This window comes from Xanthomonas cissicola, from assembly GCF_008801575.1.
In the GTDB taxonomy this organism is placed as follows: domain Bacteria; phylum Pseudomonadota; class Gammaproteobacteria; order Xanthomonadales; family Xanthomonadaceae; genus Xanthomonas; species Xanthomonas cissicola.
On record NZ_VZPL01000013.1, the window covers coordinates 39909 to 64875 of the forward strand.

Consider the following 24967-nt stretch of genomic DNA (forward strand, 5'->3'; position numbering starts at 1 on the left):
ATGACGCTTTCGCTCACGCTGCAATACCTGGTGATCGCCATCGCAGTGCTGGTCAGCCTGTGGGTGGTGATGAAGAAACAGTTTCCCGGTGTGCTGCGTCGCCTGCGTGGCGCGCTTGCGCTTGGGCTGCTGCGCCGCGGGCGGCCGGCATGGATGCAGGCACTGGGGCGTCGCGTGGCGCCGCCTGCCACCCAAAACGTCTCGGCCTGCGGCGGTTGCGACAGCTGCGGCCCGACACCGCCCCGCAGCCACTGATCCCCGGCGTCTGGTCTACACGTGCGCGGCCGCAGGACGCGGCCAGACAAGGGGGCGGTGATGCGTTTGCTGGTGTTGTTGGCGGTGCTGGCCGCCGTTGCGGGTGTTTATCACCATGGCGGCAACGCGCTCGACGAGAAGCAGGTGCGCGATTTCTATGCTGCGCATGACAAGGCGATGTTGAGCCAGGACGGCGAAGCGCTCTGCGCGATGACCGCGCCGGAATTCGAAATGGTGGTGCTGTACCGCATGGATTCGCATCAGCAGCGGCAGACCGCCAACCGCGAAAAATATTGCAAGTCCAACGGCGAATGGGCACAGGTGCTGCGGCAGATGAGCCACGTGGCCGATCCGGAAGAGCTGATCGACTACAAGCAGTCCATCACCAAGATCGACATCGCCGCGGACGAACAATCGGCAATAGTCGAAACCCGCGCCACGCTCGGTCTGCCGGGCGTGCGCATGACCTTTCGCAGCACACGCGACAAGGTGATCCGCAAGCGCTGGAAGACGCTCATCGCCCACAGCGAAGGCACTGCCTGGATCGGCCCGGCGTATCAATAAGCGCAGTTGACCAAACGACTGCGCTGGCTGCCCGGTGGCGCGATCGTCGCTGGGTGCGGCTTGTGTCGTGCGGCCAGGGCGCTGCAGTGCACCCTGCACGGTTGCCTGGTGATGGCGGGCGACGTGCTGCCGGCCTTTGGACTCCGTGCCGGGCGAGGCAAGCGGCCAGCGATCCATCGCTGCACTGCACAGCGCCGCAGCCACTTGCGTTCGCTATGCTTGCGCCATGACAACTTCCTTCCAGATCTCCCGACGTGCGCAGGCGCTGACCAGTTCGGCGCTTCGCGAAATCCTCAAGGTGACCGAACGGCCGGAGGTCATTTCCTTCGCCGGCGGCCTGCCGTCGCCGGCCACCTTTCCCGTGGAGCGCATGCGCGCAGCCAGCGACCAGGTGCTGCGCGACGCCCCGCAGGCGGCACTGCAATACGGCCCAACCGAAGGTTATGCGCCGCTGCGCGAATGGGTGGCCGCGCGGCTGAGTCGCGATGGCGCCAGCATCCGGCCCAGCCAGGTGCTGATCACCACCGGCTCGCAACAAGGCCTGGACCTGCTCGGCAAGGTCTTCATCGACGAAGGCAGCAAGGTGTTGGTGGAAACGCCGAGCTACCTGGGCGCATTGCAGGCGTTTTCGTTGTTCCAGCCGGCATTCGTCGGCATGCCTTCGGACGAGGGCGGCGTGGTGGTGGATGCGCTGGATCCGTCGCTGCTGGCCGATGCGCGCTTTCTGTATTGCCTGCCGAATTTCCAGAATCCCACCGGCCGGCGCTTGCCGTTGGCGCGTCGCCAGGCCTTGGTGGCACGCGCGGCCGAGGCAAGCGTGCCGATCGTCGAAGACGACCCGTATGGCGAGCTGTACTACAGCGGGCAACCGTTGCCGAGTCTGTTGTCGATGAACCCGGAAGGCGTCATCTACATGGGCTCCTTTTCCAAGGTGCTCGCGCCCGGCCTGCGGCTGGGCTATGTGGTGGCGCCCGAAACGGTGCTGGGAAAACTGATCCAGGCCAAGCAGGCGGCCGATCTGCACACTCCATCGTTCACGCAGCGCGTGGTGTACCAGACGCTGCAGGACGATTTTCTCCAGACCCATATTCCGCAGATCCGTGCGCTGTATGCGCGTCAGTGCAGCCTGATGCTGGAGGCGCTGGACCGGCACTTCCCGCCGCAGGTGCAGTGGAATCGCCCGGAGGGCGGCATGTTCTTGTGGGTGACCTTGCCGCCGGGTCTGGACGGGACCGCGTTGCTGGCGCGGGCCATCGCGCGCAATGTCGCGTTCGTTCCCGGCGCGCCGTTCTTCGCCACCTTGCCGCAGACCAATACGCTGCGCCTGTCGTTCGTCACCGTGCCCGGCGAGAAGATCGATGCCGGCATCCAGGTGCTGGGGGAGCTGTTGCGCGAGGCGCTGGCCGAGTCGCCAGGGTTGGGCGGGTGACGGTGGCGACGGCGGAGCAGAGTGCGCCGATCGCGACCAGGATCGATCATGTTGCCATCGGCAGTGCGCGCGACTTCACTCGCCCTGGCAGCCGCAGCGCGATCGACAAGCGCGCGCTGCAGGGAGTGGTGCAGGTGGGCCTCGAAGGCCTGGAGGGCGACGAACAAGGCGACCGGCGCGTGCATGGCGGGCCGGACAAGGCCATCCATCATTACCCGCGCGATCACTACGCTGCCTGGCGCGATGAACTTGGTCCGCACGTGTTGCTTGAGGCTACAGGTGCGTTTGGCGAAAACCTCAGCAGTGTGGGCGTGACCGAAGCCGATGTCTGTCTCGGCGATCGCTTCACCTTGGGCACGGCGGTGGTGGAGGTGTCGCAGTTGCGACAACCGTGCTGGAAGCTGTCGGACCGTTTTGGTGTGCGCGAGCTGGCGCGGCGGGTGCAGGAAACCGGCCGTACCGGCTGGTATTACCGCGTGCTGCAGCCGGGCAGCGTCGCGGCCGGCGACCTGCTGACCCTGCAGGCGCGGCCGCATCCGGATTGGCCGCTGTCGCGTCTTCAGCAGGTGCTGTACGCGCGCCAGGTCGATGTTGCAGCCGTCACCGCGGTATTGCAGCTGCCGCTCGTGCCGTCCTGGCGCACGCTTTTCGAACGCCGCCTGCAGCGCAGCGAAGTGGAAAGCTGGAGCAAGCGGCTGGATGGTATTGGCGACTGAGGAGGGATAACAAGACTACTGCGTAGTGTCAGGCGGATGTGGTCGCTGCGTACGTCGGCCAGTACAGCACGTGCACGCGCTTGCGCCGCGCAGTCCGCGCCTGCATGACGATTGCGCGCTATGTTGCGATAGCCACGCGGAGAGCGGCCGACATCATCGCCTCATAGGGTTGGCTGCGTGCCGGCTTGCGGAATCGGCAGAGTCCAGTCGCATCTGCGGCTCTCCGTTCGGCAGTACATCTCCAGGAACCGTTCGCCACGCCTCGTCGCCCGCCTCGAAAGTAACCGGTCGCATCACTGCGCAACGCCTCATCGCGCGCAATGGGGCACCGCAGTGACGAATCGCTAATCCCAGATCCCCAATCCCGGCTATCGTGTACCACCCACATCGCCAAGCCAGCCTGCCGCCATGACAACCTCTGCTGTGAAAGTTCTGATCCACGGCGCCTCCGGGCGGATGGGCAAGGCGTTGCTGCGATTGGCTGCCGAAGACCAGACCTTGCAGGTGGTCGGCGCCGTGGTGGGCCGCTCGCCCTCCCAGCGCGTGGTCGATGGGGTGCCGTTTTTCGCTGCCAGCGAACTCGGCGGCGCGCCTGCGTTCGATGTGGCGATCGACTTCAGTTTGCCGCAGGGCTTCGCACCGATCCTGGCGTTGTGCGCGCAGCGCGGCAAGCCGCTGGTGTCCGGCACCACCGGGCTCGACGAGGCGCAGCGTGCGGCCTTGCGCGATGCCGCCCAGCAGATTGCGCTGGTCTGGGCGTCCAACTTCAGTCTGGGCGTTGCGGTGCTGACAGAGCTGGTGGAGCGCGCGGCCGGCACCTTGCCGGGGTGGGACTGCGACATCCTCGAATCGCATCACGTGCACAAGCAGGACGCGCCCTCCGGCACTGCATTGACGCTGGGCGAGGCGGCGACCGGCAGCGGCGCGCAGCCGCGCTATGTCAGCCTGCGTGCCGGCGACATCGTTGGCGAGCACACCGTGCAGTTCACCGGGCTGGGCGAGCGGGTCGAGCTGGTGCACCGCGCGACCAACCGCGACATCTTCGCGCGCGGTGCCTTGCATGCGGCCAAGCGGCTGATCGGCAAGCCGGTAGGCAGCTACCGCGTACGCGATCTGGTGCTGTAGGCGCGCCGCAGCCATGCATGAACGGTAGCCGCACGTCGCGGCCTATTCATGCCTCAACGTTGATGCCGTGACGGCATCCGATGCTCTTCAGACTGGCATGGCGGGGCAGTTGCCTTTACAATTCTCGCTTGCCCGAACCAGCGTCGGACCGGTCCCCAGCACCGCGTCCGCGCTTTGCTGCAACCGGAATTTGGCCGGGAGCGCATCGGAGTCCCAGGCAGCCAGAGCGAGACCCCCACGTGACCCAACCCGCAATCCTTGTCCTCGAAGACGGCACCGTGTTCGAGGGCGAATCCGTAGGCGCCAACGGGCTTTCCGTCGGTGAAGTGGTGTTCAACACCGCCATGACCGGCTATCAGGAAGTCCTGACCGATCCCTCCTACGCCCGCCAGATGGTCACGCTGACCTATCCGCATATCGGCAACACGGGCTTCACCGATCAGGACGACGAAGCCCGCAAGATCTGGGCGGCCGGCCTGATCGTGCGCGATGTGCCGCGCCGCCCCAGCAACTGGCGCAGCCAGGTGGCCTTGCCGGAATGGCTGCAGGCCCGGGGTGTGGTCGCCATCTCCGGCATCGACACCCGCAAGCTGACCCGCCTGCTGCGGCAGAAGGGCGCCCAGAACGGTGCGCTGATGGCCGGCGACATCGACGTCGAAAAAGCGCTGGAAGCCGCACGCAAATTCCCCGGCCTGAAAGGCATGGATCTGGCCAAGGTGGTCTCGACCGAGAGCACGTACAACTGGAAGGAAGGCTCGCTGGATCTGAACTCAGACAGCTTTTTGGGTCTGGGTGCGTTGAATATTGGAAAGTCCGCACATGCAAGTGCGGGCTCTGGCGAGGAACTCGCATTCAAGGTCGTGGCCTACGACTACGGCGTGAAGCTCAACATCCTGCGCATGCTGGCCGAGCGCGGCTGCGACGTCACCGTGGTACCGGCGCGCACGCCGGTGGCCGAGGTGTTGGCGCTGCAACCCGATGGCGTGTTCCTGTCCAACGGCCCGGGCGACCCGGAGCCGTGCGACTACGCGATCGATGCGATCAAGGAACTGATCGCGCAGAAGGTGCCGACCTTCGGCATCTGCCTGGGCCATCAGCTGCTGGCGCTGGCCGCTGGCGCCAAGACGCTCAAGATGACCACCGGCCATCACGGCGCCAACCACCCCGTGCAGGATCTGGACGGCGGCCGGGTGATGATCACCTCGCAGAACCACGGTTTTGCAGTGGATGAAAGCACCTTGCCGGCCAATGTGCGGGTGACCCATCGGTCGCTGTTCGATGGCACCAACCAGGGCATCGCGCTGACCGACGCACCGGCGTTCTCGTTCCAGGGCCATCCGGAAGCCTCGCCCGGCCCGCGCGATGTGGGGCCGTTGTTCGATCGGTTCGTGGATCTGATGGCGGCACGCACCTGATGAAAACAGGGCTGGCCTCGCTGCCGCGCACACGCCATTGGCGGGTGTTTGCGTTGGCGATGCCGGCGCTGTCGATGTATCCGGCGTTCGTGTTGATTGCGGTGTATTCGCAGTGGTTGGGTTCCGGCCTCCCCGGCGGGCGCAACGGCCCGGCCGATGCCTACCGACACAGCCTTGCGAGCGCCATCGTCGCCTACACCTTGTCTCCGCGTTGCGTGGATTGGGTGACTGACGTGATGGAACGCGGTGGCGTTGGCACGCCGAGCCGCGCGATGGATGCGCATAACAACGGGATTGGCGCGCGCATCGGCGCCGCCGCTCCCAGCTGGGCCGCGATGCAGCGAGAGGTTCGCGCCGCGGTCGACCATGGCGCGATCGATGCCCGATCGCCCGACCAAATTACCTGGCTCGCCGCTACGGCGTGGCAGGACCGACTTTACTGAGGAACCCAATGCCAAAGCGCACCGACCTAAAAACCATCCTGATCATCGGCGCCGGCCCGATCGTCATCGGCCAGGCCTGCGAGTTTGACTACTCCGGCGCGCAGGCGTGCAAGGCGCTGCGCGACGAGGGTTACCGCGTGGTGCTGGTCAACAGCAATCCGGCCACCATCATGACCGACCCGAACATGGCCGACGCCGTGTACATCGAGCCGATCAACTGGCAGACGGTCGAAAAGATCATCGCCAAGGAAAAGCCCGATGCCCTGCTGCCGACCATGGGCGGCCAGACCGCGCTGAACTGCGCGCTGGACCTGGCCGACCACGGGGTGCTGGAGAAGTACAACGTCGAGCTGATCGGCGCCAAGCGCGAAGCGATCCGCATGGCCGAAGACCGCGAGCTGTTCCGCGTGGCGATGGGCGAGATCGGCCTGGACTGCCCGACGGCGGCGGTTGCCCACACGCTGGAAGAAGCGCTGGAGATCCAGACCCGCGTCGGTTACCCGACCATCATCCGCCCCAGCTTCACCCTGGGCGGTAGCGGTGGCGGCATCGCCTACAACCGCGAAGAGCTGATCGAGATCGTTGGCCGCGGCCTGGAACTGTCGCCGACCACCGAAGTGCTGGTGGAAGAGTCGGTGCTGGGTTGGAAAGAATTCGAGATGGAAGTGGTGCGCGACACCGCGGACAACTGCATCATCGTGTGCGCCATCGAAAACCTCGACCCGATGGGTGTGCACACCGGCGACTCGATCACCGTTGCGCCGGCGCAGACGCTCACCGACAAGGAATACCAGCGCCTGCGCGATGCCTCGATCGCGGTGTTGCGCAAGATCGGCGTGGATACCGGCGGCTCGAATGTGCAGTTCGGCATCAGCCCGACCACCGGCCGCGTGGTCGTCATCGAAATGAATCCGCGCGTGTCGCGTTCCTCGGCGCTGGCCTCCAAGGCCACCGGCTTCCCGATCGCCAAGGTCGCCGCCAAGCTGGCCGTGGGCTACACGCTGGACGAATTGAAGAACGAGATCACCGGCGGTCTGACCCCGGCCTCGTTCGAGCCGTCGATCGACTATGTGGTCACCAAGATTCCGCGCTTTGCGTTCGAAAAATTCCCGCAGGCCGATGCGCGCCTGACCACGCAGATGAAGTCGGTGGGCGAGGTGATGGCGATGGGCCGCACCTTCTCCGAATCGCTGCAGAAAGCGCTGCGTGGCCTGGAAACCGGCAAGATCGGCCTGGATCCGACCGGCCTGGACCTGAGCAGCGAGGACGACATCGCCACGCTCAAGCGCGAACTGAAGGCACCGGGCCCGGAGCGCTTGTTCTACGTCGCCGATGCCTTCCGTGCCGGCATGACGGTGGCCGATGTGTATGCGCTGTCGTTCATCGACCCCTGGTTCCTGGACCAGATCGAAGAAATCGTCAGCCACGAACAGCAGTTGGCCGACGACGGCATGGCGGCGCTGGATGCACCGCGCCTGCGCATGCTCAAGCGTGCCGGTTTCTCCGATGCGCGCATGGCGCAGCTGATCGGCAGCAACGAAGAATCGGTACGCACGCTGCGCCGCGCGCTGAAGGTACGCCCGGTCTACAAGCGCGTGGATTCGTGCGCTGCCGAATTCGCCACCAGCACGGCGTATCTGTATTCGACCTACGAGGACGAATGCGAGGCGCTGCCGACCGATCGCGACAAGATCATGATCCTGGGCGGTGGCCCCAACCGCATCGGCCAGGGCATCGAGTTCGATTACTGCTGCGTGCACGCGGCACTGGCGCTGCGCGATGATGGCTTCGAAACCATCATGGTCAACTGCAATCCGGAAACCGTCTCCACCGATTACGACACCTCCGACCGTCTGTACTTCGAGCCGCTGACGCTGGAAGACGTGCTGGAAATCGTCGAGCTGGAAAAACCCAAGGGCGTGATCGTGCAGTACGGCGGCCAGACTCCGCTGAAGCTGGCGCGTGCGCTGGAAGCCAACGGCGTGCCGGTGATCGGCACCTCGCCGGACTCGATCGACCTGGCCGAAGACCGTGAGCGTTTCCAGCAGCTGGTCGACAAGCTCGGCCTGAAGCAGCCGCCGAATCGCATCGCCCGCAATGCCGAAGAAGCCTTGGTGCTGGCACGCGAAATCGGCTACCCGCTGGTGGTGCGCCCGAGCTACGTGCTGGGCGGCCGTGCGATGGAAATCGTCTACGGCGAGTCCGACCTGGCGCGCTACGTGCGCGATGCGGTCAAGGTCTCCAACGATTCGCCGGTGCTGCTGGACCGCTTCCTCGACAACGCGGTGGAAGTGGACGTGGACATCATTGCCGACAAGGACGGTAACGTGCTGATCGGCGGGGTGATGGAACACATCGAAGAAGCCGGCGTGCATTCGGGCGATTCGTCCTGCTCGCTGCCGCCGTATTCGCTCTCGCCGCAGACCCAGGCCGAGCTGCGTCGCCAGGTGGTGATGCTGGCCGAAGGCTTGAACGTAGTCGGCCTGATGAACACCCAGTTCGCGGTGCAGGTCAACGAGGCGGGCGACGACATCGTGTACCTGCTGGAAGTGAACCCGCGTGCCTCGCGCACGGTGCCGTTCGTGTCCAAGGCGATCGGCATGCCGCTGGCCAAGATCGCCGCGCGTTGCATGGCCGGCAAGACGCTGGCCGAGCAGGGCGCCACCAAGGAAATCGTGCCGGACTACTACTCGGTGAAGGAAGCGATCTTCCCGTTCGCCAAGTTCCAGGGCGTGGACCCGATCCTCGGGCCGGAGATGCGCTCCACCGGTGAGGTGATGGGCGTGGGCCGCAGCTTCAGCGCCGCCTTCGCACGCGCGCAGGAAGCCGGTGGCATCAAGGCGCCGCCGCTGGGCAAGGCCTTCGTCTCGGTGCGCGACCCGGACAAGCAGCGCGTGCTGCCGGTGGCGCAGGCGCTGGTGGAGCGTGGCTTCACGCTGGTGGCCACGCGCGGTACCGGTGCGTGGCTGCAGCAGAACGGGCTGAGCTGCGAAATCGTCAACAAGGTGGCCGAAGGCCGCCCGCACATCGTCGATTCGATCAAGAACGGTGAGATCGTCTACATCGTCAACACCACTGAAGGTCGCGCTGCCATTTCGGATTCGTTCTCGATCCGCCGCGAAGCGCTGCAGCATCGCGTGACCTATTCGACCACCGTCGCCGGCGCCAAGGCGCTGGTGCAATCGCTGGAATTCCGCGGCACCGGCCCCGTGTGGTCGCTGCAGGAACTGCACAAGGAGCTGGAAGCATGAGAGCACCCATGACATCGAAGGGCGCGCAGCGCCTGCGCGAAGAGCTGGAACACCTGAAGTCGGTCAAGCGCCCGGAGGTGATCAATGCGATCGCCGAAGCGCGTGCGCATGGCGATCTGAAGGAAAACGCCGAATACCATGCGGCGCGCGAGCAACAGAGCTTTATCGAAGGCCGCATCAAGCAGCTGGAAAGCGAGCTGTCGCATGCCGAAATCATCGACATCACCAAGTTGTCGGCCGGCACCAAGATCGTGTTCGGCGCCACGGTGACGCTGGCCGATACCGAGACCGACGAAGAGAAGCGCTACCAGATCGTTGGCGATCTGGAAGCGGACATCAAGATGGGCCTGATCGCGATCTCCTCGCCGTTGGCGCGTGCGCTGATCGGCAAGCTGGAAGGCGATTCGGTCACCATCGATGCGCCGGCCGGCCAGCGCGAGTACGAAGTCGTCAGCGTCGCCTACCTGGACTGACCGGCATCACTGCGCGATGACCACCGCCACATTGCTGCTGCCGGAAAAACGCCGCCTGCCCGGAACCCTGGGCGATACGGCAGTGGCGCGTGCGCTTGCGCGCGCCGATCAGCACACCGCCAATGCGGGCGAAGTGGCGCAATTGCAGCGCCATTTCAGTCTGACTCCGGCGTACTGGCCGGTGGCCGCGTTGACGCGCCAGCTGGATGCCGGCGATGCCGCCGGCGCCACCTGGGTGCGCGCGGATCCGGCCTATGTGGTGCCGGATATGCAGGGCGCGCGGTTGATGGGCTACGGCGAGGCGCTCGGTCCCACCGCCGACGATCTGGCGGTGCTCTTGCCCATCCTCAAGCCGATGTTCGGTGATGCTGGTTTTCTGCTGGACGCGCCCACGCCATCGCGTTGGTATCTGCGCCTGTCGCCGGATGCGAAATTGCCGGACTTCGCGCCGCCCGATATCGCCATTGGCGACGACTTGTTCGAGCACCTGCCGGCCGGCGATAGCGGCCGCCGTTGGCGGGCCTTGCTGACCGAGGCGCAGGTGCTGCTGCATCAACATCCGTGGAATGAAGGCCGCATCGCCAGCGGCAAGCCGGCCATCAATTCGCTGTGGTTCTGGGGTGGCGGCGTCCTGCCGCACGCGGTGAGTTCGCCGCATCGCCAGGTGCGCAGCCGCGAATCGCTGCTGCGCGCGCTGGCGCTGGCGGCAGGTGCCGACGCGCAGGGCGAACAACGCGTCGATGCGCTGGTGGATCTGCGTCATCTGCGTTCGCTGCAGCAGTTCAGCGACGATGCGGTGGCGCCGCTGTTGGCGGCGATGGCGCGCGGCGAACTGGATCGGTTGGTATTGGACTTTCAGGACGGCGAAAGCGTGTCGCTCACGCACGCCCAGCGCTGGCGTTTCTGGCGCAAGCCGCGGGTACAGCTGGCGCAATGACCTCGAGTCCGCGGATCGTCCGGCGCCCCTCCGGGCAGGCCGGCAGTTGGCCCGATACCATGTTGCCGCTGCTGCGCCGCATCTATGCAGCGCGCGGTGTCACCGATGCGCAAGGCGCGCAGCCGCGACTGGGCCAGCTGTTGTCGCCGGAATTGCTGCACAACAGCGGCGTGGCCGCCGAGCTACTGGCCGACGCGATCGCGCAGCAACGGCGCATTCTGGTGGTGGGCGATTTCGACTGCGATGGCGCCACCGCCTGTGCCGTCGGTGTGCGCGGCCTGCGCATGCTCGGTGCGCTGGATGTGCACCACGCCGTGCCCAATCGCATGGTGCATGGCTATGGCTTGTCGCCTGCGTTGGTCGACGAACTGGCGGGGTTGCAGCCGGATGTGCTGGTCACCGTCGATCACGGCATCGCCTGTCACGCTGGCGTCGCCGCAGCCAAAGCGCGCGGCTGGACGGTGCTGGTTACCGATCACCATCTGCCGGGCGAGGTGCTGCCGCCGGCCGATGCGATCGTCGACCCGAATATGGCCGAAGACACCTTCCCCAGCAAGACCCTGGCCGGGGTCGGGGTGATCTTTTACGTGTTGTTAGCATTGCGACAGGTGTTGCGCGCACGCGGCGCCTTCGCCCAGCGTGCCGAGCCTGACCTGTCGGTGCTGCTGGATCTGGTCGCAGTCGGCACCGTTGCCGATTTGGTACCGCTGGACACCAATAACCGTGCGCTGGTGTCGGCTGGATTGCGTCGCCTGCGCGAGGGCAAGGGCTGCATCGGGTTGCGTGCCTTGATCGATGCCAGCGGCCGCGATGTGGCGCGGCTGAGCGCCAGCGATATCGGGTTTGCGCTCGGGCCACGCCTCAATGCCGCCGGGCGGCTCGAGGACATGGCGCTGGGTATCGAACTGTTGCTCAGCGAAGACTGGAGCCAGGCCCGCGAGATTGCCGGCACGCTGGAAGAGATCAACGCCGAACGCCGCGCGGTGCAGCAGTTGATGACCGACGATGCCGAGCACGCCGTCACCAAGGTGGTGCTGGATGGCGATGGTGCATTGCCGATCGCCGCATGCCTGTTCGATGCCGAATGGCACCCGGGCGTGATCGGTCTGGTGGCCTCCAAGCTCAAGGACCGCCTGCACCGTCCGGTGATCGCGCTGGCACCGGCCGAGCCGGGCAGCAGCCAGTTGCGGGGTTCGGCGCGTTCGATTCCCGGCCTGCATATCCGCGATGTGCTGGCGGCGGTGGACGCGCGGCATCCCGGATTGATCCAGAAGTTCGGCGGCCATGCGATGGCGGCCGGGTTGAGTATCGACCATGCGGCATTGGCCACGTTCGAGCAGGCCTTCCAGGCGCAGGTGACGGCGATGGTGGATGCCTCGCTGCTGCATGCCCAATTGCATAGCGACGGCGAACTGGCCGCGCACGAACTCGATCACCTGCACGCCGAAGCGCTGCGCGTGGCCGGTCCATGGGGGCAGGGCTTTCCCGAGCCGCTGTTCGATGGTCAGTTCGAGGTGCTGCAGCACCGCGTGCTCAAGGAACGCCACCTCAAGTTGACACTGCGGTGCCCCGGACGCGCGGAACCGCTCAATGCCATCCACTTCAACGGTTGGCGTGGCAGCGATCCCGCGCGCTTGGTGCGGCTGGCCTATCGGTTGGTCGCCGACGACTATCGCGGCGGCACGGCAGTGCAGTTGATCGTGGAGCATTGCGAGCCGGCGACAGTCACTGGCTGATCTGCGGTCTTGGCGCCCCGAAGTTTGCGACAGTCGCACTTGGCGTCATCTCGATGGACATCAGTTGGTGGGCTGCTGAAAGCGCTCGCTTGGCCCAAGTTGAGAGCAGATCAGGCATCGGCCCACTCGCCTCAAGCGCGCCTGATGCCGACCACAGGATCGGCGAAGCGGCAATCGGGCGAGTAGTACGGCGGCGCGCACAGGGCGGGGCACATGGTGGTTTCGAACGCATCCCGACACGCAGCTTGGATTGCGCCAGATGGCGCGTCCAAAGATGGCCCACCCAATGAATCGCACGTTGCAAGCAGCGTGCGTCCGCAAGATTGTTACGACGCAGCTGACGTAACACCGACCTGGCGGTTCACCGCCTGCGTGCGTCCACGCAACCCAAACAACGGCCGCAGCCAACCCACCCGGCGGATCACGTACTCATGCAGTGCCAGACAGCCGATCACAGTGGCCGCGATCACCAGCGCCGGTTCCAGCCAGGCATTTAGATGTAGCGGGGCCAGCCAGTACAGTGCCACGATGATCAGGCTCTGATGCAGGATGTACCAGGGAAACACCGCTTCGGTGCAATACGGCAGCCAGCGGTACGGTCGGTTCAAGCGGTGCCTGGCCCAGCCAAGAAGCGTCAGCAGCGCGAGCCAGGTATAGGCGGAACGCGCGATGCGTTCGATGCGGTCCCACGGCAGGCTTGCCAGCAGCGCGTCGAGTTGTGCGGGAGGCAGGTGCCTGCCGACGTAGCGGATCGATAGTTCGGTGCCGATCGCCAGCAGGGCGCAGCCCAGGGTGGGCCAGCGCAGTTGCACGGTCCAGGCCCAGAAGCGTTGGTTGCGTGCCAGCAGATAGCCCAAGAGAAAGAGCGGGAACGATTCGGCATGCACGAACCAGTCGCCAACCAACGCATGGGTCGGCGGATGCCGCGGCATCACCCACATCACGCAGAACGCCTCCCACAGGATCGGCAACACCAGCAGGGCCGGCACCGCCACGGCGGCGGGAAGCGGTGGTAAGGCCGGCAGCCGCACCAGCCTGGCCAGCGACACCAGCGCCATCAACGCCACGGTGTAGGGCAGCAGGTAGGCCAGGTACCACAGGTGATTCCAGGTGATGCCGTGTTCCCAACCATCGAAACTGCCGGCCGGCCACGGGCGCACCTGCCAGTAGCGCAGCAGGAAGCTGCCGAACCCGGTGGCGACCTTGCCGTTGCTCACGCCCTGGCAGTAGGCCTGCACCGCCACCACCACGAACATGCCGAACAGCAAGGGCGGCAGCAACCGCCCGCAGCGACGCAGCGCGAAGCGCCAGGGCGCGGCTTGCGGCTGCGACAATCCGATCGCAATGCCGGAGATCATGAACAGCAACGGCATTCGCCACCGGTTGAGCACGATCATCGGCCACTGCAACCACTCGGCCGTGTGCACGCTCTTGAGGTGGAACCCCCAGTCGGCCACATAGGCCATGCCCACGTGGTAGAGGATCAGCAGGGCGAAGGCGAAAACGCGCAAGGCATCGATATCGTGGCGGCGCTCGGTCATGGTCGGTGGCTGGTGAAGGAGTGGCTGCATCCTGCCCGCGGCCCCGCTCCAGCAGTGGTGTCAGGGGCGGAAAGCCCGGCCCGCGGTGACCAGTTGTGCCCATCCAGGGACGAATAGGGCCGGCAGGGATGGCGGTTTCGCCTTGTAGCGCAGGCCTCTATGATCGGCAGCTGCCAACTGCGGACGTGTGCAATGCAATCGATCGGGGCGCGCCCGCCAATCCTCCACGACAGCGCTGGCCGCGCTGCGACACGCTGGGCGGTGGTGATCTGGTCGCTGGTGTTCTATGTGAGCGCGCTGGGCAACGTCTGGACCGCCTGGCTTGCCGCGCGCCGCGATGGCCAGCCCATCGTGGTGTGGCAGGTGCTGAGCTGGGAGCTGAGCAGCGCCACCGCAGCGCTGCTGCTGTTGCCGGCGGTGGTGTGGCTCTGCGCACGCTGGCCGTTGCATGCCGATGTCTGGGTGCGACGCCTGCCGGCGTATGTGATGGCTGCACTGGGCTGGTGGCTGCTGCATGTCGGCGGCATGGTGGTGCTGCGCATGCTGGTCTTTGCCCTGGCCGGCGCACACTACGACTTCGGCGGCTGGCTGCAGTGGGTCTACGAGCTGTCCAAGGACCTGCGCACCTTTGCACTGCTGGTGGCGGTGCAGCACGCACTGGCCTGGTACGCACGGCGTCGTCAGGGCGAGGCGCACCTGCTCGCCGCACCTGACGAAGGCCCGCCAGTGGAGCCGCTGGATCGCCCGGAGCGTTTTCTGGTGCGCAAGCTGGGACGCGATTTCCTGGTCGCGACCGCCGATATCGAGTGGATCCAGGCCTCGGGCAACTACGTCAACCTGCACGTGCGCGGTCACGATTACCCGCTGCGCAGCACCATGGCGGCGATCGAGGCGAAGCTGGACCCGGCCGTGTTCGTGCGCATCCACCGCAGCTATCTGGTCAATCTGGGGCAGGTGCAGGCGATCGAGCCGTCCGATTCCGGCGACGCACGCGTGCATCTGCGCGATGCCAGCGTGCTGCCGTGCAGTCGCAGCCACCTGGCCGGTTTGCGTACCCATGCCGGGCGGGGCGCCGCTGCGCCGAGATCCGACGCACTGGTGGCATAACCCCCCGCTGGGTGCCTGGGGTGACCAGCCTCTGGTCCCAGATTCGTCCCTGGCCCAGGCGCCCCAAGGTCGCAGCTGCTGCGACACCGACACGCCATGGTGGCCACCAGCCGAGCCTGCGGTCGCGCGGCAGCCAGGAGCCTGGGGTGTCGCAGGTGTCCCCGCACGCGCGGCCGCAGTTCCATTGCGTTCCGCCGCCGCCCGCTTGCTAAACTAGCCCGCTTGTTTGCCGGAAGTCCGTCATGATCGAAACCAATCCGATCCGCCAGCGCATCACCGATCTCAACGATCGCGTGCTCTCGCTCAGGGGGTATCTTTGACTACGACGCCAAGAAAGAGCGTCTAGAGGAAGTCAGCCGGGAGCTCGAGAGTCCGGATGTGTGGAACGACGCCGAACGCGCGCAGGCCCTGGGCCGCGAGCGTTCGATGCTGGAAAAGACCGTGATCGGCATTGCCGATGTGCTGGCGGGCCTGGCCGATGCGGGCGACCTGCTGGAGCTGGCCGAGAGCGAACAGGACGAAGACACTGCGGTGGCGGTGATCGCCGATCTGGACAACTACCAGGCGCATGTCGAAAAGCTGGAATTCCAGCGCATGTTCTCCGGCCAGATGGACAGCGCCAACGCGTTCGTCGACATCCAGGCTGGCGCCGGCGGCACCGAGGCGCAGGACTGGGCCGAAATCCTGCTGCGCATGTATCTGCGCTGGGCCGAGTCGCGCGGCTGGAAAACCGAGTTGATGGAAGTCTCCGGTGGCGAAGTGGCGGGCATCAAGTCGGCCACCGTGCGCATCGAGGGCGAATACGCCTACGGCTGGCTGAAGACCGAGATCGGCGTGCATCGGCTGGTGCGCAAATCGCCGTTCGACTCGGACAACCGCCGGCATACCAGCTTCACCTCGGTGTTCGTGTCGCCGGAAGTGGACGACAACATCGAGATCGACATCAATCCGGCCGACCTGCGTACCGACGTGTATCGCTCGTCCGGTGCCGGTGGTCAGCACGTCAACAAGACCGAATCGGCGGTGCGTATCACGCACATCCCGACCAATACCGTGGTCGCCTGCCAGACCGGCCGCAGCCAGCACCAGAACCGCGACAACGCGATGAAAATGCTGGCCGCCAAGTTGTACGAGCTGGAAGTGCAAAAGCGCAACGCCGAGAAGGATGCCTTGGAAGCGACCAAGTCCGACATCGGCTGGGGCAGCCAGATCCGCAATTACGTGCTCGACCAGAGCCGCATCAAGGATCTACGCACCGGCATCGAGCGCAGCGATACGCAGAAGGTGCTGGACGGCGACCTGGACGAATTCGTCGAGGCCAGCCTGAAGGCCGGTCTGGCAGCGGGCTCCAAACGCCTGGATGCCTGACCGCCGCGCCAGGTGACCGTCGCGACGGCATCCTGGCGCATCGCCGCAGTGCCTGTGACGCAGCGGTGGTCATGCGCTGCGGCTTTCGGGTAACCCGATAACCGCCTGCCTCCGTCACATCCTCGTTCTAATAAGCGTGCCGGCACCGCCGGTTCCTCATTCCCCACCGGGCACCCGCCCGACCCACAGCAGACCGATCCCCGCCATGACCGAGCAGACCCCCGCGCCGCAGACCCCCGCCGACGAGAACAGCCTCATCGCCGAGCGCCGCGCGAAACTGGGCGCGTTGCGCGGGCAGGGCATCGCCTACCCGAACGACTTCGTGCGCGAACACTTCGCCGGCGATCTGCAGGCAGAATTCGCCGACGCCGACACCTGGACCCCGGAAGCGCTGGAAGCCAGCGGGCGCACGGTCAGGATGGCCGGCCGCCTGATGGCCAAGCGGGTGATGGGCAAGGCCAGCTTTGCGCAGATCCAGGACGAATCCGGGCGTGTGCAGCTGTTCCTGCAGGGCAATGTGCTCGGCGATGCCTATACCGCGTTCAAGGGCTGGGATGTGGGCGACATCGTGGCGGTGGAGGGAGGGCTCACCCGCACCAAGACCGGCGAGCTGTCGGTCAAGGCCAGCGCGCTGCGCCTGCTGACCAAGTCGCTGCGCCCGTTGCCGGACAAGTGGCACGGCCTGTCGGATGTTGAGCAGCGTTACCGCCAGCGTTATGTCGACCTGATCGTGACACCGGAAGCGCGCGAGGTCTTCATCAAGCGATCCAAGATCATCCGCGCCATGCGCGCCTGGCTGGACGCGCGCCGCTTCCTGGAAGTGGAAACGCCGATGATGCATTACATTCCCGGCGGCGCCACGGCCAAGCCATTCACTACCCACCACAATGCGCTGGACCTGGACCTGTACCTGCGGGTCGCCCCAGAGCTGTATCTCAAGCGTCTGGTGGTCGGTGGCCTGGAGCGCGTCTACGAGATCAACCGCAATTTCCGCAACGAAGGCGTGTCGACCCGGCACAACCCCGAGTTCACCATGCTCGAGCTCTACGAGGCTTATGCCACGTACCACCAGATCATGGACCTGACCGAGCAGGTGATCCGCGACACTGCGCAGTCGGTGTTGGGCACCACGCAGGTGAGCTGGGATGGTGCCGACATCGATTTGGCGCCGGCTTTCCGGCGCTGGCGCATGGATGAGGCCGTTCGTCACCATAATCCGGAAATCAGCGCGGCCGACTGCACCGACCGCGAGGCGCTGCTGCGCCATTGCGAGCGGCTCAAGATCCGCGTGAAGCCGTCTTACGGCTGGGGCAAGCTGCTGCTGGAGATTTTCGAGGCGACCGTGGAGCACACCCTGGTGCAGCCGACCTTCATCACCGACCACCCGGTCGAAGTGTCGCCGCTGGCGCGCTCCAGCGACACCGAGCCGGGTTACACCGACCGCTTCGAGCTGTTCATCAACGGTAAGGAGCTGGCCAACGGCTTTTCCGAGCTCAACGACCCCGAAGACCAGGCCGCACGTTTCCAGGCGCAGGTGCAAGCCAAGGACGGCGGCGACGACGAAGCGATGCATTTCGATGCCGATTACATCCGTGCCTTGGAGTACGGCATGGCGCCGACCGGCGGCCTGGGCATCGGTATCGATCGTCTGGTGATGCTGCTGACCGGCAGCACCTCGATCCGCGATGTCCTGCTGTTCCCGTATATGCGTCCGGAAGCCTGATTTTTTTGTGCCGGCGGTGTGCCGACGGCACAGATACTGCATATGCTAGGGCGGAGCCCCGAACAGCGTATCGTTTGGGGATAGTCGGCACAGGGGCCGGCGTCATCGCTTTTCCGTTCTCGAGATAGAGGAGCAACGGCTATGCAGGATGTTTTAGGGGGTCCGGGCGGCGCATTGTCGACGGATACATGGGGAAGCTGGGCGGAAAAGGCGGATCTGGGATTGAACATCGTCATTGTCGATGACCAGATGTCCGCTCGGACGATGCTGCGCCATGTCATCGAGGACATTGCGCCGGAGCTCAAGGTCTACGACTTCGGCGATCCGCTCGACGCCTTGGCCTGGTGCGAAGCCGGGCGCGTGGACCTGTTGCTGCTGGACTACCGCATGCCGGGCATGGACGGTCTGGAATTCGCACGTCGGCTGCGCCGGCTGCCCAGCCACCGTGATATTCCGATCATCCTGATCACCATCGTGGGCGACGAACCGATTCGTCAGGCGGCGCTGGAAGCCGGCGTGATCGACTTCCTGGTCAAGCCGATCCGTCCGCGCGAGTTGCGGGCGCGCTGCTCCAACCTGCTGCAGCTGCGCCAGCAGAGCGAAAGCGTCAAGCAACGCGCGTTGTCGCTGGAGCAGCGCCTGCTGGCCAGCATGAACGAGGTCGAAGAGCGCGAGCGCGAAACCTTGTCGCGGCTTGCGCGCGCGATCGAGTATCGCGATTCGGGCACCAGCGCGTTCCTGGAACGCATGTCGCACGTGGCCGGCCTGATCGCCGAGCAACTGGGGCTGTCGGAAGAAGAGGTGCGCATCATCGAGATGGCTGCACCGTTGCACGACATGGGCAAGATCGCCATTCCCGATTCGGTGCTGCTCAAGCCCGGCAAGCTCACCGACGACGAGATGAGCGTGATGCGGCGCCATCCGCGCATCGGCTACGAGCTGCTCAGCGGCAGCCAGAACCGTTTCATCCAGGTCGGCGCCTTGATCGCGCTGCGTCACCACGAACGTTATGACGGCACCGGTTATCCGGATGGCCTGGTCGGCGAGGCGATTCCGCTGGAAGCGCGCATCGTGGCGGTGGCCGACGTGTTCGATGCGCTGCTGTCGCCACGCCCGTACAAGGAAGCCTGGACCATGGACGCCGCGCTGGCCTATCTGTATGCCCAACGTGGGCGTCTGTTCGACCCGCGCTGCGTGGATGCGCTATTGCGTGGCCGTGCGCAGTTGGACCAGATCTGTGGCGAGTTCTCCACCGCATCGGCGCGACCCGGGGTGTGAGGTGAGGGCGGCGCTTGCCCAGCTGCGTAGGCGACTCGCACGGCGCTCCGACAGCGAGCAGGGTCAGGCGTTGGTGCGCGTTGATGCTCTGGCTGATCCTGGCCCATACGCTGGTCTGCGCCCCGCATCGGCAACCGAGCGATGGCCTCTGCAGCGATTGCTGCGCCCGATCGCGATCGGGAACGGCGGGGCACTGCTGCTGTTTGCGTGGATCGTTGCGAGGCCGCGTCCCTCGCATCTGCGCCGGACGCTCGGCATGCTGTCGGACGATGGCCTGCTCAGTCTGGCGATGACCTGGTTCGCCGCGCCGATGGTCTGCTTCTACGCCATGGTGATGTGGGTCACGCGCGGCAATGCTTTGCGCTTTGGCAGGCATGCGCTGCACACGGCGGTGGCCATGGCTGTCCTCAGTTTCGGGGCGACGTTTGCCAACAGCCCGTATGGGCAACAGCGGATCGAGTTCGGAATCGCCCTGCTGGCGGCGCTGGTGGTCATTCCCCTCTCGTTGCTGTGGCCGATGCACGATGGTGCCGATGCCGCTGCGCGTATCGCCGCGTATGCCCATGGCGCCGATGCTGCAGGACCGCGCAGCGCACTTTCATCCTCATCGAAGCGACCGCAGGTCTGAGGCGTCTATGAAGTCTCCATTGCCATGGTTGAAGCGGCGTCTTTCGGGGCGGGCGGATTCGGAACACGCGCAGAATCTGATCCGCATCATCATCACCACGCTTTTCATTTCCTACCTGGGTTGGCGCTACCACCACACCCACGGCGACACGTTGATGGCCACCTGGTTGATCCTGGTCGGCGAGCTGGTGGTGTCGCTGGGGCTGATGGTGGCGATCCTGCTGCGGCCGCAGGTGTCGCATACGCGGCGCCTGATCGGCATGGTGCTCGACTACACCTGCACCGGCGCGATCATGGCAATCCAGGGCGAACCGGCGTCGCCGCTGTATGCGGTCTGCATGTGGGTGACCATCGGCAATGGCTTGCGCTATGGCAGTCCCTATCTGCGTGCCGCCACGGCGATGGCCAGCCTGAGTTTTCTCAGCGCCATCCTGATTTCGCCTTACTGGAAGGCCAACCCCTATCTGAGCTGGGGCTTGTTGCTGGGTTTGATCGCGGTGCCGCTGTACTTCGATTCGCTGTTGCGTGCGATGACGCGCGCAGTACGCGAGGCGCGGCATGCCAACCAGGCCAAGAGCCGCTTCCTGGCCAATATGAGTCACGAATTCCGTACCCCGTTGAACGGGTTGTCGGGCATGACAGAAGTGCTGGCCACCACGCGTCTGGATGCAGAGCAGAAGGAATGCCTGAATACCATCCAGGCTTCGGCGCGCAGCCTGCTGTCGCTGGTGGAAGAAGTGCTCGATATTTCTGCGATCGAGGCGGGCAAGATCCGTATCGATCGCCGCGACTTCTCGCTGCGCGAGATGATCGGCTCGGTCAACATGATTCTGCAGCCGCAGGCCAAGACGCGCGGACTGGATTACGGCACCGAGGTCGCCACCGACGTGCCGGATCTACTCAAGGGCGACACCGGCCATCTGCGCCAGGTGTTGCTCAACCTGCTGGGCAATGCGGTCAAGTTCACCGAGCACGGGCATGTGCTGCTGCGGGTCGCGCGGATCTCCGGCAATGGTGCCGACACGGTGCGGCTGCGTTTCGATGTCGAGGACAGCGGCATCGGCGTGCCGATGGACATGCGTTCCCGTCTGTTCGAGGCGTTCGAGCAGGCGGACGTGGGTTTGTCGCGCCGCTATGAAGGCACCGGCCTGGGCACCACGATCGCCAAGGGCCTGGTCGAGGCCATGGGCGGCGCGATTGGCTTTGCGCCCAATCCATCCGGCGGCAGCGTGTTCTGGTTCGAGTTGCCGCTGGAGATCGGCGTATTGGACGCGGCGACGCCGGCTCGCTCGCCGGTCGGGGCGCTACTGGAGACTCCCGACGAGCTGGAAGCCTCCAACGTCATCGCCTTTTCCAACCCGTTCCTGCGTCATCGCGCGCGCGTGCGCAGCATGCGCATGCTGGTGGCCGACGACCATGAAGCCAATCGCATGGTGTTGCAGCGATTGCTGGAGAAGGCAGGGCATAATGTGACGTGCGTCAACGGCGCCGAGCAGGTGCTGGACGTGATGGCCGACGAAGATTTCGATGCGGTGATCGTGGATCTGCACATGCCGGGCATGAGCGGCCTGGACATGCTCAAGCAGTTGCGCGTGATGCAGGCCAGCGGCATACGCTACACCCCGGTGGTGGTGCTCAGTGCCGACGTCACGCCAGAAGCGATCCGCGCTTGCGAACAAGCTGGCGCACGCGCGTTCCTGGCCAAGCCCGTCGTGGCCGCCAAGCTGCTCGATACGCTGGCCGAACTTGCCGTCAGCACACGTGCACTGGCAACGCCGGCGCCGGTGGTGCAGGCATCGACCAGTTTCGAGGGCGTGCTCGATGCCAGCGTGCTGGACGAACTCGCTGCGTTGGGCATGGGCGAAGAATTCGAACGGCAGTTCGTCCGGCAATGTCTGGATGATGCGCACAACTGCGTGGGCGCGATCGAGCGCGATGGTACGCGCTCGGATTGGGAACAACTGCGCGAAAGCGCCCACGCGTTGCGCGGCGTTGCCAGCAATCTGGGGCTAGCCCAGCTGGCCGGCAGCGGCGGTGAGCTGATGCGCATGGCCGATTGGCAGCTGCAGGCCGAATGGCGACAGCGGCTGTCGGCGTTGCGCGAACAGCTGCAGACCGGAAAGGACGCACTCGCCGCGCGCGTACAAGGCGCCAACGACGACGAGCGCTCCCCCCGGAGTAGCGAATAGCCCGCCGACGCATCAGCCGGCGTCGAGCCCTGAGCGGCGCGATTGCGCGCGGACCAGACGGTCCATGGTGCGCAATGACTTTTCGCCCAACTGCATTGCCGTATCGACCCAGATTTCGGTGATGCGCATCATTTCCTCCAGCGGTACCGCCGTGGTCATTTCGCGCACTTGCTGCATCGCCGCCCAGGCATGCGGTGTGCGCTTGCTTTCGCGGATCACTTGCTCGACGGCCGCCACGCCCTGACCGCGCGGCACGACGCGATCGACCAGGCCCATGCCGAGCAACTCTTCGGCGGAGTACAGATTGCCTTCGAGCATGATTTTTTGCGCCAGTTGCGCACTGACGCGCTGGCACATGAAAGAGTAGGCGCCCATCCCCGGGAACAGGTCGAACAGCACCTCGGGCAATCCCATCATCACGCCTTCCTCGGCGACGATGGTGTGGCAACTCAATGCTGCTTCGAAACCGCCGCCGAGCGCGTTGCCCTGCACCAGGGCGATGCTGTGCGCGCGTGCGCCGAGGCCGACATGGAATGCGTGCACACCGCGTACACAGCGTTGGGCGTAATCAAGCAGTCGAGCACGGTCGCCTTCGCGAATGAGTTGGCAGAACAACGCCAGATCGCCGCCCAGGTTGAACACGTCGCTGTCGGATGCCAGCACCACGTGCGGAGCCAGCACGCCGGCGTTGTTCAGTCGTTGACCAAGGTTGCTCTGGTAGCCGGTGATGTCGTCGACCAGGCGCGTCGAAAAGCAGGCACGCCCCGGGTTGACGGCGAGGTCGGCATGCATATGGATCCAGTACACGTCACGCTGCGGTTCTTCAACGATGCGTAGGGTCGAGCCGATGTTGGTGCGAATGAAGGGTTGAACTGCAGACATGGTGGTTCTCCGTGATGACCGTCCGGCCGGCCGCCTTTCGGACGGAGATGAGGTTGAACGCGTGAGCGTGCGCCGACATCGGATTCTATGCGTGCAAAAGCGAACGCCCGCAAGGCCTTGCGGCGTTGCGGGCGTCAAAGAAGGCTGAACGCCTTCGGCTGCGGCATAAGCGGTATTACGCCTTCGGCGCGTCCCGTAACTCGCGGCGCAGGATCTTGCCGACATTGGTCTTGGGCAATTCCTTGCGGAATTCGATCACGCGCGGCTGCTTGTAGCCGGTGAGGTTGGCGCGGCAGTGCGCCTTCACAGCGTCGGCCGTCAGGGCCGGGTCCTTCTTCACGATGACCGCCTTGACGATCTCACCGGACTTGTCATCCGGCACGCCGACGGCTGCCACTTCCAGCACGCCGGGCATTTCGGCGATCACGTCCTCGATCTCGTTGGGGTACACGTTGAAACCGGACACCAGAATCATGTCCTTCTTGCGATCGACGATGTAGACGAAGCCCTGTGCGTCCATGCGCGCGATGTCGCCGGTATGCAGCCAGCCTTCGGCGTCCATGACCTTGGCGGTTTCATCGGGCTTCTTCCAGTAGCCCTTCATGACCTGCGGGCCCCTGATGCACAGCTCGCCGATCTCGCCCAACGGCAGTTCCGCGCCGGCGTCGTCCTTGATGCAGGCATCGGTGGACGGAATCGGCAGGCCGATCGAACCGTTGTAGTCCTTCAGATCCATCGGGTTGATGCATGCGGCCGGCGAGGTTTCGGTCAGGCCGTAGGCTTCGACCAAGGTCAGGCCGGTGACTTTCTTCCAGCGCTCGGCGACCGAGCGCTGGACGGCCATGCCGCCGCCAAGGGTCATCTTGAGCGAGGAGAAATCCACCTGATCGAATCCGGGCGTATTGAGCAGCCCATTGAACAGCGTGTTGACGCCGGTGAACGCGGTGAAGCGGGTCTTTTTCAGCTCCTTGACGAAACCTGGCATGTCGCGCGGGTTGCTGATCAGGTGATTGCAGCCGCCGATCTTCATGAAGACCAGGCCGTTCGCAGTCAATGCGAAGATGTGGTACAGCGGCAGCGCGGTGATCACCACTTCGTTGCCTTCTTCCAGCTTGCCGGTGCCCGCCAGCCACTGGTGCGCCTGCTGCATGTTGGCGACCAGATTGCGGTGGGTCAGCATGGCGCCCTTGGCCACGCCGGTGGTGCCGCCGGTGTACTGCAGGAAGGCGATCTCGTCGGGTTCGATCTGCAGCGTCGGCACGCGGTGCTTGCGGCCCAGCGCCAGCGCCTCGCGGAAGCGAATCGCGCCGTTGATGCGGTAATCGGGCACCAGCTTCTTGACGTACTTGACCACGAAGTTGAGCAGCGCCGCCTTCGGGAAGCCCAGCATGTCGCCCAGGCCGGTGGTGATGACTTGCCTGACCGGCGTGTCGGCGATGACCTGCTGCACGGTGGTGCCGAAGTTGTCGATGACCACCAGCACGCTGGCGCCGGAGTCGATCAACTGATGCTTGAGTTCGCGGGGGGTGTACAGCGGATTGACGTTGACCACGGTCAGGCCGGCACGCAGCACGCCGAAGGTCGCGATGGGGTATTGCAGGCAGTTGGGCATCATCAGGGCGACGCGGTCGCCTTTCTTCAACTGCAACTCGCCAAGCAGATAAGCGGCGAAGTGCTCGACCAGCTGATCCGCCTCGCGGTAGGTGATGGTCTTGCCGAAGCTGTGGTACGCAGGCCGGTCGGCGAAGCGTTTCACGGAGGTGGCAAACACCTCGGCCACCGTGCGGAACTGCTCAAGATCGATTTCGGCGGCAACGCCGGCCGGATAACTTTGCAACCAAGGACGTGCCTGATTCATCTGCCCCCCTCCAGGGTGTTCTCGACGCGCCGCAGTGTGTTCCACGGCGT

General features: G+C 65.2%; 19 protein-coding genes and 1 pseudogene. 17 read left to right on the forward strand and 3 right to left on the reverse strand.

From position 1 onward, the window contains the following. From F7R02_RS07910 to recJ, 11 genes are all read left to right on the forward strand, one after another. The gene (locus F7R02_RS07910; protein WP_078591039.1) at positions 1–255 is read left to right on the forward strand and encodes a DUF6587 family protein; all 255 of its coding nucleotides are present in this window, start codon (positions 1–3) and stop codon (positions 253–255) included. 60 nt (positions 256–315) lie between these two features. After that, a complete protein-coding gene (locus F7R02_RS07915) occupies positions 316–819 on the forward strand; it encodes a nuclear transport factor 2 family protein (protein WP_167520991.1) in 504 nt (167 codons plus the stop codon). 226 nt (positions 820–1045) lie between these two features. Beyond that, positions 1046–2248, forward strand: coding sequence for an aminotransferase-like domain-containing protein (locus F7R02_RS07920; protein ID WP_078591041.1), 1203 nt, complete (start codon positions 1046–1048; stop codon positions 2246–2248). Further along, the gene (locus F7R02_RS07925) at positions 2245–2964 is read left to right on the forward strand and encodes an MOSC domain-containing protein (RefSeq protein WP_078591042.1); all 720 of its coding nucleotides are present in this window, start codon (positions 2245–2247) and stop codon (positions 2962–2964) included. Before F7R02_RS07920 ends, F7R02_RS07925 begins: the two co-directional genes overlap by 4 nt. 408 nt (positions 2965–3372) lie before the next feature. Continuing rightward, positions 3373–4089, forward strand: a complete 717-nt coding sequence (gene dapB, locus F7R02_RS07930) for a 4-hydroxy-tetrahydrodipicolinate reductase (RefSeq protein WP_033482562.1) — start codon at positions 3373–3375, stop codon at positions 4087–4089. Positions 4090–4328: 239 nt separating this feature from the next. Beyond that, positions 4329–5504 carry a glutamine-hydrolyzing carbamoyl-phosphate synthase small subunit gene (gene carA / locus F7R02_RS07935; protein WP_033482564.1) on the forward strand — a complete coding sequence of 392 codons (1176 nt, stop codon included), beginning with the start codon at positions 4329–4331 and terminating at the stop codon, positions 5502–5504. Next, positions 5504–5947 carry a DUF6973 domain-containing protein gene (locus F7R02_RS07940; protein WP_078591043.1) on the forward strand — a complete coding sequence of 148 codons (444 nt, stop codon included), beginning with the start codon at positions 5504–5506 and terminating at the stop codon, positions 5945–5947. The genes carA and F7R02_RS07940 overlap by 1 nt, the downstream gene beginning before the upstream one ends. Before the next feature lie 8 nt (positions 5948–5955). Next, on the forward strand, positions 5956–9198 hold the full coding sequence (gene carB / locus F7R02_RS07945; protein ID WP_003486287.1) for a carbamoyl-phosphate synthase large subunit: 3243 nt from the start codon (positions 5956–5958) through the stop codon (positions 9196–9198). Positions 9199–9206: 8 nt separating this feature from the next. Then, positions 9207–9671: a transcription elongation factor GreA gene (gene greA, locus F7R02_RS07950; RefSeq protein WP_003486289.1), complete on the forward strand. Its 465-nt coding sequence runs from the start codon at positions 9207–9209 to the stop codon at positions 9669–9671. A 16-nt stretch (positions 9672–9687) separates the two neighbouring features. Beyond that, positions 9688–10608 (forward strand): phosphoglycerate mutase, encoded by a 921-nt coding sequence (locus F7R02_RS07955; RefSeq protein WP_078591044.1) that lies wholly within the window; start codon positions 9688–9690, stop codon positions 10606–10608. Further along, the gene (gene recJ, locus F7R02_RS07960; protein ID WP_078591045.1) at positions 10605–12344 is read left to right on the forward strand and encodes a single-stranded-DNA-specific exonuclease RecJ; all 1740 of its coding nucleotides are present in this window, start codon (positions 10605–10607) and stop codon (positions 12342–12344) included. Before F7R02_RS07955 ends, recJ begins: the two co-directional genes overlap by 4 nt. 326 nt (positions 12345–12670) lie before the next feature. On the opposite strand, the gene F7R02_RS07965 is transcribed toward recJ, so the two are convergent. Next, positions 12671–13885: an acyltransferase family protein gene (locus tag F7R02_RS07965; protein ID WP_078591046.1), complete on the reverse strand. Its 1215-nt coding sequence runs from the start codon at positions 13883–13885 to the stop codon at positions 12671–12673. A 159-nt stretch (positions 13886–14044) separates the two neighbouring features. Here F7R02_RS07965 and F7R02_RS07970 point away from each other — a divergent pair, with 159 nt between their 5' ends. The 6 genes and pseudogenes from F7R02_RS07970 (at position 14045) to rpfC (ending at position 22177) form a co-directional block, all read left to right on the forward strand. Further along, complete coding sequence (locus F7R02_RS07970) at positions 14045–14992, forward strand: LytTR family DNA-binding domain-containing protein (protein WP_078591047.1); 948 nt, start codon at positions 14045–14047, stop codon at positions 14990–14992. A gap of 242 nt (positions 14993–15234) precedes the next feature. Continuing rightward, positions 15235–16360 (forward strand): peptide chain release factor 2 gene (prfB, locus tag F7R02_RS07975; protein WP_098477619.1). Its coding sequence is split into 2 segments (ribosomal slippage): positions 15235–15309 and positions 15311–16360, totalling 1125 coding nucleotides; the frame shifts between segments, so codons are not numbered across the junction. A gap of 205 nt (positions 16361–16565) precedes the next feature. Further along, positions 16566–18083, forward strand: coding sequence for a lysine--tRNA ligase (gene lysS / locus F7R02_RS07980; RefSeq protein ID WP_005922788.1), 1518 nt, complete (start codon positions 16566–16568; stop codon positions 18081–18083). A 141-nt stretch (positions 18084–18224) separates the two neighbouring features. Continuing rightward, complete coding sequence (rpfG, locus tag F7R02_RS07985) at positions 18225–19361, forward strand: cyclic di-GMP phosphodiesterase response regulator RpfG (RefSeq protein WP_033480511.1); 1137 nt, start codon at positions 18225–18227, stop codon at positions 19359–19361. Position 19362: 1 nt separating this feature from the next. Next, positions 19363–19989: pseudogene (locus F7R02_RS07990) on the forward strand (RpfH protein). Positions 19990–19996: 7 nt separating this feature from the next. Then, a complete protein-coding gene (gene rpfC, locus F7R02_RS07995) occupies positions 19997–22177 on the forward strand; it encodes a sensor histidine kinase RpfC (RefSeq protein ID WP_078591103.1) in 2181 nt (726 codons plus the stop codon). Positions 22178–22189: 12 nt separating this feature from the next. Here rpfC and rpfF read toward each other — a convergent pair whose 3' ends face one another. Further along, positions 22190–23059 carry a diffusible signal factor synthase RpfF gene (gene rpfF / locus F7R02_RS08000; protein ID WP_003486308.1) on the reverse strand — a complete coding sequence of 290 codons (870 nt, stop codon included), beginning with the start codon at positions 23057–23059 and terminating at the stop codon, positions 22190–22192. A gap of 175 nt (positions 23060–23234) precedes the next feature. After that, complete coding sequence (gene rpfB / locus F7R02_RS08005) at positions 23235–24917, reverse strand: fatty acyl-CoA ligase RpfB (protein ID WP_078591104.1); 1683 nt, start codon at positions 24915–24917, stop codon at positions 23235–23237. Positions 24918–24967: the final 50 nt, after the last annotated feature.